This window comes from Nostoc sp. CMAA1605, from assembly GCF_021596505.1.
In the GTDB taxonomy this organism is placed as follows: domain Bacteria; phylum Cyanobacteriota; class Cyanobacteriia; order Cyanobacteriales; family Nostocaceae; genus Trichormus.
This window is the reverse complement of sequence record NZ_PJIZ01000097.1, coordinates 20,220-30,152: the sequence shown is the minus strand read 5'-3', so window position 1 is coordinate 30,152 and position 9,933 is coordinate 20,220. Positions and strand designations below refer to the sequence as shown.

8 protein-coding genes and 1 pseudogene are annotated in these 9,933 nt (G+C 43.0%); all 9 read left to right on the top strand.

Annotated features, from left to right (window positions below; translation table 11 throughout):
- Nucleotides 1-385, top strand: a pseudogene (locus CV014_RS24470) (LLM class flavin-dependent oxidoreductase); the annotation flags it as partial.
- Nucleotides 386-736: 351 nt separating this feature from the next.
- The gene (locus CV014_RS24465) at nucleotides 737-1,630 is read left to right on the top strand and encodes a MetQ/NlpA family ABC transporter substrate-binding protein (RefSeq protein WP_236144404.1); all 894 of its coding nucleotides are present in this window, start codon (nucleotides 737-739) and stop codon (nucleotides 1,628-1,630) included.
- Between the two features lie 38 nt (nucleotides 1,631-1,668).
- Complete coding sequence (locus CV014_RS24460) at nucleotides 1,669-2,658, top strand: methionine ABC transporter ATP-binding protein (protein WP_236144403.1); 990 nt, start codon at nucleotides 1,669-1,671, stop codon at nucleotides 2,656-2,658.
- Between the two features lie 97 nt (nucleotides 2,659-2,755).
- Nucleotides 2,756-4,102, top strand: a complete 1,347-nt coding sequence (locus CV014_RS24455) for an LLM class flavin-dependent oxidoreductase (RefSeq protein ID WP_236144402.1) — start codon at nucleotides 2,756-2,758, stop codon at nucleotides 4,100-4,102.
- Nucleotides 4,103-4,159: 57 nt separating this feature from the next.
- Complete coding sequence (locus CV014_RS24450; RefSeq protein WP_236144401.1) at nucleotides 4,160-5,398, top strand: acyl-CoA dehydrogenase family protein; 1,239 nt, start codon at nucleotides 4,160-4,162, stop codon at nucleotides 5,396-5,398.
- A gap of 247 nt (nucleotides 5,399-5,645) precedes the next feature.
- Nucleotides 5,646-6,866: an LLM class flavin-dependent oxidoreductase gene (locus CV014_RS24445; RefSeq protein WP_236144400.1), complete on the top strand. Its 1,221-nt coding sequence runs from the start codon at nucleotides 5,646-5,648 to the stop codon at nucleotides 6,864-6,866.
- A 69-nt stretch (nucleotides 6,867-6,935) separates the two neighbouring features.
- Complete coding sequence (locus CV014_RS24440) at nucleotides 6,936-7,592, top strand: methionine ABC transporter permease (protein WP_236144399.1); 657 nt, start codon at nucleotides 6,936-6,938, stop codon at nucleotides 7,590-7,592.
- Between the two features lie 124 nt (nucleotides 7,593-7,716).
- Nucleotides 7,717-8,565, top strand: a complete 849-nt coding sequence (locus tag CV014_RS24435) for a MetQ/NlpA family ABC transporter substrate-binding protein (protein WP_236144398.1) — start codon at nucleotides 7,717-7,719, stop codon at nucleotides 8,563-8,565.
- Between the two features lie 203 nt (nucleotides 8,566-8,768).
- Entirely contained in the window at nucleotides 8,769-9,839 is a 1,071-nt protein-coding gene (locus CV014_RS24430; protein ID WP_236144397.1) for an aliphatic sulfonate ABC transporter substrate-binding protein, read from the top strand.
- Nucleotides 9,840-9,933 lie beyond the last annotated feature (94 nt).

Below are 9,933 nucleotides of genomic sequence, written 5' to 3'. Positions count from 1 at the left end.
TTCTCAACCTTTAGATTTTGCCATGTCAGCTTTCGTGATTGCTCGACCAACAGACGCAGAAGCCGAAACAGAATATCAAAACCTCAGAGCAATGGTACTAGCACAAGACGATCGCACAGAACTACTTAAAGGAGTAGATGCAGAAGTCGTAATGTTTAAAAATATGGCTAAATATCCAGGTGTAGGGAGCAATGGCGGAACTGCGGCTGGCTTAGTTGGGAGTTATGACACTGTGGCTCATCGGATTGCTGAATTTACCAAAGTAGGAATTGGTACTTTCATGCTGCAATTCCAGCCCTTTGCCACAGAAATGGAGCGTTTTGCTGCGGAGATTATACCAAGAGTGCGAGCGTTAACAGTAGAAAGTGCAGCGATCGCCAGCTAGAGGTAAAAATATACGAGCCAAATTACACCAATTCTCCAAAATTGAGCAACAGATGCAAGCTTTGAAACCTCTGCAAAGTCTGGCTTTCTTAATTTTAAATTTTGAATTTTGAATTTTGAATTGGTACTACACCCCATCTAAAAGTTCTTCAGATTGAATTTTGCAATTGGAGCAAAGCGACGTGACTGCAATACTTACTCGTCCCACTTGGACTACTGATTTAGAACTAGAAATCTTCGACAAATTACTTGATCAACACGCCCCCCACTTGCCGAAAAAGCGGTTAGAAGAGTGATTAAGCATTAACAAGTTAAATTACTGACTCCGTTGTTCATGAAAATAGGCGATCGCATGAAATTTAGCATCAATCTTAACCGTCGATTCCTTTTAATAGCAGTCACATCATTTGCTGCTTCTACAGTATTTTCTAGCTGTAGTTCACCTCAAAATAATAATACTGCTAATACAACTGCCAATCCATCAGCTACGACAGCCGCTAATACTACCGCAACCACAGCCAAAGAAAAAATTAAAGTCGGTGTCACACCAGTACCAGCCGGAGAAATTTTAGAGTTTGTCAAAAAAAATTTAGCCCCCGCAGCTGGGCTAGAAATTGAAATTGTCACCTTCAATGATTTTGTGCAGAACAACACTGCCTTAAAAGATGGTGTTATTGATGCCAATTATTTCCAACATATTCCTTTTATGGAAGACTATGGCAAAAAACATAATTTCGAGATGTATGCCTTTACGCCTCAAATTCATTTAAATCCAGTAGGCATTTTTTCTAAAAAATATAAATCGCTCAAAGATGTGCCAAATAAAGCCCTAGTTACAATTCCTGATGACCCCAGTAATGCCCATCGTGCTTTAAAAGTATTGGAAGAATCAGGTTTAATTAAACTCAAGCCCAATGTGCGTCCAGCAAGTCCTAAAGATATTATTGAAAATTCCAAGAACATCCAAATTAAAGAGATACCTGGAGCGCAAGCAATTCCTACTCTTCCTGATGTGGATTTAGCAGGAGTTACAGGTAATTGGATTGTGCAAGCTGGATTAAAAACTGACAAAGATGCCCTAGCATTAGAGTCAGCTAGAGACCCAATTTACGCTGTGACCGTCACAACCTTAAAAGGCAAAGAAACAGACCCCAGAATTCAGAAATTGCATCAGCTATTGCGTGATGATCAAGTCAAAAAATTTATTAAAGATAAATATCAAGGTGCAGTAATTCCTATTCCTTAGCAAGTAATAGTGATGATTTATTCTGGAGAAATTATCATATGATTACATTTATTGATGTCCATAAAATTTATCATCAAGGCAGCCAAAAAGTTGTCGCTTTAGATGGAGTCAGTCTTTTTGTCAAACCAGGAGAAATTTATGGCGTTTTGGGTCAAAGTGGTGCAGGTAAAAGCACGTTAATTCGTTGCGTGAATCAACTAGAAAAACCGACATCAGGTTCAGTTGTAGTTGACGGACAGGAAATAACAAAATTGTCGGGAGATAAATTGCGTCGCGCCCGTCAACATATTGGGATGATTTTTCAACACTTTAATTTACTGAGTTGCAGGACAGTTGCAGAAAACATTGCTTTCCCTTTGGAAGTGATGGGTTACAGCAGCCTGAAACGCCGGGCTAAAGTGGAAGAATTAATTTCACTGGTTGGCTTGCAAGGTAAAGCTGACGCTTATCCAGCGCAACTGTCTGGCGGTCAAAAGCAACGGGTCGGTATTGCGCGTGCTTTGGCTGGAGAACCTAAAGTTTTACTTTCCGATGAGGCGACATCAGCACTTGACCCGCAAACAACTAGGTCGATTCTGGACTTGTTGCGTGATCTGAACAAGCGCATGGGTTTGACAATTTTACTCATTACTCATGAAATGGGTGTAGTCAAGCAAATCTGCGATAGTGCTGCTGTTCTCAATGCTGGCAGGATTGTCGAAAAGGGATATGTTAGTGATTTAATTGCCAAACCAGAATCATTTCTTGCTCAAGAAGTGTTTCCGCGTCGCAATGGTTATCAACCAAAACCTGGTGCAGTCATTGCTACGATCGCCTTTGCCGGAGAACAGGCTAGTAACCCTATTTTTACTACCTTAACTCGACGTTTTGATGTGGATGTCAATATCCTGAGTGGGAGTGTGGAAACAGTAGGCGATCGCCGCGTTGGTCAATTCCATGTGGAATTAGCTGGTCAAAAGATAACTCAAGCTTTGAAATATTTACATGAAGCCGAGTTTGATGTAGAGGTGCATTGCAATGGTAACTAGGGATTGGGAAGAACATCGAGATTAAATTGCATCTTCTCAAGAATGAAATTAATAGTAATAAAAAACACTAACAAAGCAATAAATATACTGCGAGATAATGAGTAAATCAAAGCAATTAAAATTGGGTGCGTTTATGCGTCCGGTAAGTATACATACAGGTGCTTGGCGTTATCCTGGAGCTTTGCCCGACGCTAATTTCAACTTCTTAGCACTCAAAAAATTCATCCAGAAACTAGAACAGGGAAAATTCGACGCATTTTTCATGGCTGATCACTTAGCAGTGCTGAATATGCCAGTTAACGCACTAAAACGCAGCCATACTGTCACCTCTTTCGAGCCTTTCACTTTACTGTCTGCCCTTGCCAGTGTCACCGAACACATCGGTCTAATAGCTACTGCTTCTACAACTTATGACGCACCTTTTCATATTGCTCGCCGTTTTGCCTCTCTTGACCATATCAGTGGCGGTCGTGCTGGCTGGAATATTGTCACCACAGCCAATCCAGATGCAGCACTCAACTTTGGCTTAGAAGCAGAAATGGAACATGACGAACGCTACCGACGAGCAAGAGAATTCTATGATGTCGTTACAGGTCTTTGGGATTCCTTTGCTGACGATGCGTTTATTCGGGATGTGGAAACAGGGATTTATTTTGACCCCGACAAGCTGCACGTTTTGAATCATCAAGGAAAATATCTCTCTGTGCGGGGGCCATTGAACATCGCTAGACCGATTCAGGGCTGGCCGGTAATTGTCCAAGCGGGTGCATCCGAAGCCGGAAGGCAATTGGCAGCAGAAACCGCCGAAGCTGTGTTTGCACCTGCTGGTAATCTAGAGGCTGGCAAAGCTTTATTTGCAGACATTAAGGGACGAGCGCAAGCGATCGGACGTGACCCAGACAGCATCAAAATTCTTCCAGGTGCGTTGGTCATCGTGGGTGAAACTGTGGCAGAGGCGCGTGCCAAACGTGAACATTTGGACAGCCTAGTACATTATGACAGTGGCATTGCTAGCCTCAATAGTGCGCTGGGCTACGACGTTTCCGGCTTCGATCCAGATAGCCCGTTGCCAGAAATTCCCCAGACTAACGCCGGACGCAGTTCCCGTGAGCGCGTAGTGGCACTGGCGCAACGCGAGAACTTGACTATCCGTCAGTTAGCTCGACGTATTGGCAGTTATGGCGGACTAGCTTTTGTTGGTACACCCCAAACTATTGCCGATGAGATGGAACAATGGCTGAACGAAGAAGGTTCTGACGGATTCAATATTATGTTTCCGTTTTTGCCTGAAGGACTGAATTATTTTGTAGACGAGGTAATCCCAGAACTCCAACGGCGTGGTATCTTTCGCCAAGAGTATGAGGGAAAAACACTACGGGAAAATCTCGGACTCGCTCGCCCTACTAACCGCTTCTTTCAACCTACAGCTGCATTGATTAGCTAATTAAGGTCAAAATTTCTGCCTCCATACTTCAATATTCTCAAAATAGAGAGAAAAACAATGACTCAAATTGAAGAAAAAGTTATAGATTCCACCTTCAAATTTTTATCTCCGGTTACGCCTCAATCCCCTGAACTACAAGCCCTGTTTGATTTCATTGCGCTGGGAGCTTCGGAGCGCGATCGCGATCGCATCTTGCCTTTTGATGTGGTTGAATTAATTCGGCGTTCCCGGTTGGGTGCATTGCGAATCCCCGTTACTGAAGGTGGTGGCGGTAGCACAGCGCGAGAATTATTCGAGGTGGTGATTAAGTTAGGTGATGCTGACCCGAACGTAGCTCACATCGTGCGGAATCATTTTTCTGTCACAGAGCGAATTTTGCGTTCTGAACGCACCGAAAGAAATCGTCGCTGGCTAAAAGCTGTAGCTGATGGGGCAATCATTGGACTTGCTTCCACCGAATTAGAAGTTAAACGGGCTGGCGGTGGTCAAGTTGTAAATACAAAATTAACACCCGATGGTAACGGCTATCGTCTGAATGGCACGAAGTATTACAGCACTGGCAGCCTTTATGCAGACTTGATTTTTGTGCGTGTACTAGTACCAGATGGCACTACGGCGTTTATTCTCATCCCAACAAACCGCGATGGAATTGAGCTTATAGATGATTGGGATGGCTTTGGGCAGAGGCTTACAGGCACAGGAACGACTAATTTCACTAATGTCCGTGTCGAGGCAAGTGAAGTGTTTTTTGAGACAGACACAGACAAAGACAATCTGCCATACAATATCATCCCGCAATTATTCTTGACTGCTATTAACGCCGGCATTATTCGTAGCGTGCTGCGTGATGCCACATCCCTCGTTCATAAACGGTCTCGGACTTTTTACCATGCCGTATCCGAGCAAGCAGCAGAAGATCCAATTTTACAGCAAACTGTCGGACAAATTGCAGCTAATGCCTTTGCCGCAGAAGCGATCGTTTTAGCCGCCGCCGATGGACTCGATCGCCTGCCTGCGGCTAAAGCCCAAAGTGAAGAAGCAGAAACAGCTGTAGCGTTAGAAACTTCTTTGAATGCAGCCAAAGCCAAATTGATTGTTGATGATTTGGCGTTACGTTCAGCCACCTTACTATTTGAAGTTGGCGGAGCTTCGACAACCAAGAAAAGCTCTAACTTTGACCGTCACTGGCGCAATGCACGTACTTTATCCTCACATAATCCCAATCACTTTAAGGCGCGTGCGATTGGCGATTATGAGATAAATGGTACGCCATTGCCGCAGAGAGGATTCTTTTAAGGGGTGTAGGGGTGTAGGGGGAAGAGATTAACTTGATATGCGATTTATTCTTGATATATCTCTGGAAACTTAAAACTCTTGCTCTTTGCGTCTTTGCGCCTACTCTTCGAGTTCCGCTTTAGCGGTATGCGTGAGACAAAAATCATCCCATTAATCAGCAAAGCCCTTGAAACCTCTCCCCTACACCCTCAAACCCCTATACCCCCACACCCTTTCTTAACAAGACTTTTATTTGTGAAATTCAACTATGAGTGTAATTGATACTACTGCTGTCAGAACCGAGATAAAAGCGATGTCTGGCGACAAGCCGCTTTGCGTCTACGCTTCTCCGACAGACTATCCTGATAGTCCATTATCTCAAGCTCTCAAACAGCCTGTATTACTAGGCTTATTCTTACCAATTCATCACGGTGGCTGGAGTTCATCACATTTACCTCGCACTACTGATTGGTCGTTTGACTACAATGCCAAATTGACCCAAAAGGCTGAGGAATTGGGATTTGACCTTGTATTTGGCTATTCCACATGGCAACCCAAGGGTGGACAGGGGCCGACTCGCACGGAAGCGGGTCTAGATGCTTTCATTGCAACGGCTTCTCTAGCTGGGATGACTTCGCGGATTCTCTTAATTTCTACCATTCACGTTCTTTATGGGCCTTGGCATCCCATTCATTTAGCTAAATTTGGGGCGACACTTGACCACATTTCCAAAGGTCGGTGGGGAATTAACGTTGTCACCGGACACCGGGCTTATGAGCATGAATTGTTCGGTTGGAGTCAAATCGAACACGATCGCCGCTATGAAATGGCTGATGAATTTGTCACTATCTTAAAGAGACTTTGGTCAGAAACCGAGAACTTTTCTTACCAGAGTCAAAAAAGCTCTTGGCAGTTCAAAGATGCTTACATTAGCCCCCGTCCGCTTTATGGTCGTCCGGTTTTAGTTAACGCCACTGGTTCAGCTGCGGGTATTGAGTTTGCAGGTCGTCATTCTGATATCGTGTTTATCACCAGTCCGGCTGGCGGAGATATAGAGAGTGCTTTGTCATCCTTACCCGCCCATACAGAACGTGTGAAACAATCTGCGATCGCCCAAGGTAGACAAGTCCGCACGCTGCTAAATCCGTTGATTGTCCTTGGTGAAACGGAAAAAGAGGCAGAAGCATACGCCCAAGCCATCGTTGACCAGGCTGATCATGAATCAATTGCGGGACGTTCTCTTGTTAGCAGTGATGCACACGCTTGGAGAGGGCATAAAAAGGGAAATCTGCGTCATAGCGTTGGTAGTGCGATCGGTGGTAACGTGCAACTCATTGGTTCGCCAGAACAAATCACCGAACAACTTTTGCAACTAAATAAAGCTGGCGTTGATGGTTTCCAGATAGCCTTCTACGATTTTGAGCCGGATTTAGATTTATTCGGTAAGCGCGTTCTACCACTATTGAAACAGGCTGGTCTAAGACTTTAAAACCCCTAAACCCTCGGTTACTGAGCGCAGTCGAAGTACACCCCTAAACCCTTACACCCTTCCTCAAAGATGCAAGGACAAGAACTACTACAAAGCTTATTGCAAGCCACTGGCGAAACTTTTTACATGGTAGGTATCTCTGCCCTAGTTGCAATTGTTTTAGGCTTGCCCTTGGGCTTATTGTTGGTAATGACTGGCCCCGGTAACTTGCTAGATTTTCCCCAACTGCATAAAGTATTGGGTGCGATCGTGAATACTGGACGGTCATTTCCGTTTATTATTTTGCTGGTCGTTTTAACACCACTCACCCGCTTAATTGTTGGGACTTCCATCGGTAGCACCGCCGCCTTAGTTCCCCTCACCCTCGCCACCATTCCATTTTTTGGACGCATTGCAGAAACCAGCATTTTAGAAGTTGATAAAGGACTCATCGAAGCCGCCCAAGCAATGGGATGCAATTATTGGCAAATTGTTCTGAAAGTTTTGATTCCTGAAGCCTTCCCCTCACTGATATTAGGAATGACAATTTTAATCGTGAGTTTACTTAACTCCTCGGCGATGGCTGGGGCTGTAGGCGGCGGCGGATTAGGTAATTTAGCCATTCAATACGGCTACCAACGCTTTGATGTAGGAGTAATGTTTTCTACCATTGTAGTTTTAATTGCATTGGTGCAAATTATTCAATTCTTAGGTGATTTAATTGCCCAACGTATGCGAAAACGCTAAACAAAAACCGTAATACTCTCTTCATCAAACCTCCGCGTAACTTTGCGTTAACCTCCGCGTACCTTTGCGTTAAAAATCCCATATTCAGCAGAAATTCCCATCATCCTTCTTAATTAAAATTTTTATGAATACACGCAGATTTTTTTTAACAGCTTTAGGTTCTCTAACTGCTTCTTTAATCTTTGCTAGTTGTAGCCAACCAGCCACTCAAGAATCTAATAATAGTACGCAGACAATTAGCCAAAAAGAGCAAAAAGAAATAATTAAAGTCGGCGTAACTGGCATAGTTTCTCAGGATATCTTGAAATTTGTCAATAATAATCTTGCCGCAGCAGAAGGCTTAGAAATTCAAGTTGTTACCTTTAATGATTGGATACAACCCAACACAGCTTTGAGAGATAAGGTAATTGATGCCAATTTCTTTCAGCATAGACCTTTCATGAATAACGCTGTCAAGGAATTAAAAATTAATTTAGTAGCATTAAATACAGTTTATTTAAACACACTTGGTCTTTTTTCTAAAAATCTCAAATCAGTCGGCGAAGTTCCGCAAAATGCAACCGTCACCATTGCGAATGATGTAATCAATAATGACCGAGGATTGCGATTATTAGCAGCAAATGGTCTAATTAAGTTAAAAGAAAATGCTCCACAATTTGTAACCCGAAGAGATATTGCTGCTAATCCCAAAAACTTGCGAATCAAAGAAGTTGAAGGTGTACAAGTTGTCCGCGCCATTAATGATGTAGATTTTATTGTGTCTTCGGCTCAAACTGTTGCCCTGGCAGGGATAGAACCTAATTCTATGGGTCAGGAAACAGCTAAAGATAAAAAATATGCGCTGGCGTTTGTGACGTTGCAGGGTCGAGAAAATGAAGCCAAGATTCAAAAGTTAAACAAGCTACTCGTTAATCCTAAAGTCAAAGATTTTATCAATCAGGAATATAAGGGTAGGCTCGTACCAGTTTTTTAGTAAAAATGTCTCGCGCGCCAAGGTTTTATTCTCTAGTTCATAGATAAAGAAATATTGATTTGGTTTGGGCAGTCTATCGAAAAAATGGTATGCTGATCTTTATTAAATACGGTAAGTCGATCGACTTAATGTATTTAATTTGTTATGATCATGAATAATGGCTGCCTAAACTCCTAAAAATTGACATCAAGGAGTAAATTGTAGTGAATAATTGCCAAGACCACCGCTTTGCGGATACACAAAAATATTCTGCTAGTAAGATATTAGCGATCGCAGCTTCCTTTTTAGGACTAATCGCTTCTAGTTGCAGCCAACAAACAGCTACCAATGTCTCAGCTAAGTCAGACACTACCTCAAATACGGTTACTACCAAAACAACAGAGAAAAACAATGTCATTCGCTTAGGCTACCAAAAAGGCGGCATTATTCCCCTAGCGCGTCAAAGAGGTGAGTTAGAGCGTCAGCTAACAGCACAAAACATTAAAGTTGAATGGAGTGGGCCATTTGACCGTTGTGCTACGCTGTTAAGTTCTCTCAACGGTAATCGAGCCGATATTGGCGGATGTGGCGATATTCCGACAATCTCTGGAATTGCGGCGGGACAACCTCTTTGTATTGGTTCTGTACAGCGTCCAAGTCCCGATTCTTTGGGTAGTGCGATCGTAGTTCGTGGTGATTCTGCTATTCGCAAACCTGCTGATTTAATAGGTAAAAAAGTAGCAGTGAATCAAGGTGGCGCAGGTGAATATTTACTATTAAAAGTTTTGGAAAAAGAAAAGATTCCTAAAGAAAAAGTCCAGCGAGTTTATCTATCACCAAATGACGCTGCACCTGCTTTATATCAAGGCTCGGTTGATGGTTGGGCAGTTTGGGAACCTTATATTTCTATTGCCGAATTAGAACATAAAGCCAGAAGAATTACCACTACACATCCTGCCCCTACCTACGGCATTATGGTTGTGCGTGGTGATGCAGCTAAAGAAAATCCTGTAGCAGTTAAAGCCGCTCTGACTGCGTTAAGTGAAGATGGTGACTGGCTGAATAAAAATACTAATGCAGCATCAGATTTTTTAGTTAAAGAATTAAAACTTTCGGATGCAGTAGCCAAACAAGTTACTCAAAATCGCGGCCCTGAATCTTACGTCTTTCCCAACAGTGAAGATGTCGCCAATCTGCAAAAAACTGCTGATTGGTTATTAGAACAAAAAATCATTCCCCAAAAAGTCGATATTGCTGCATCTGTGTGTCCATTGGGAACTACTGCTTCTAGGTGAGGTAGGGGGAGAAGAGAGACAAGGGGGACAAGGGAGACAAGGGGGACAAGGGAGAAGAATTTTTGACTCATGATTAATAAATTGGAGTAAAAAT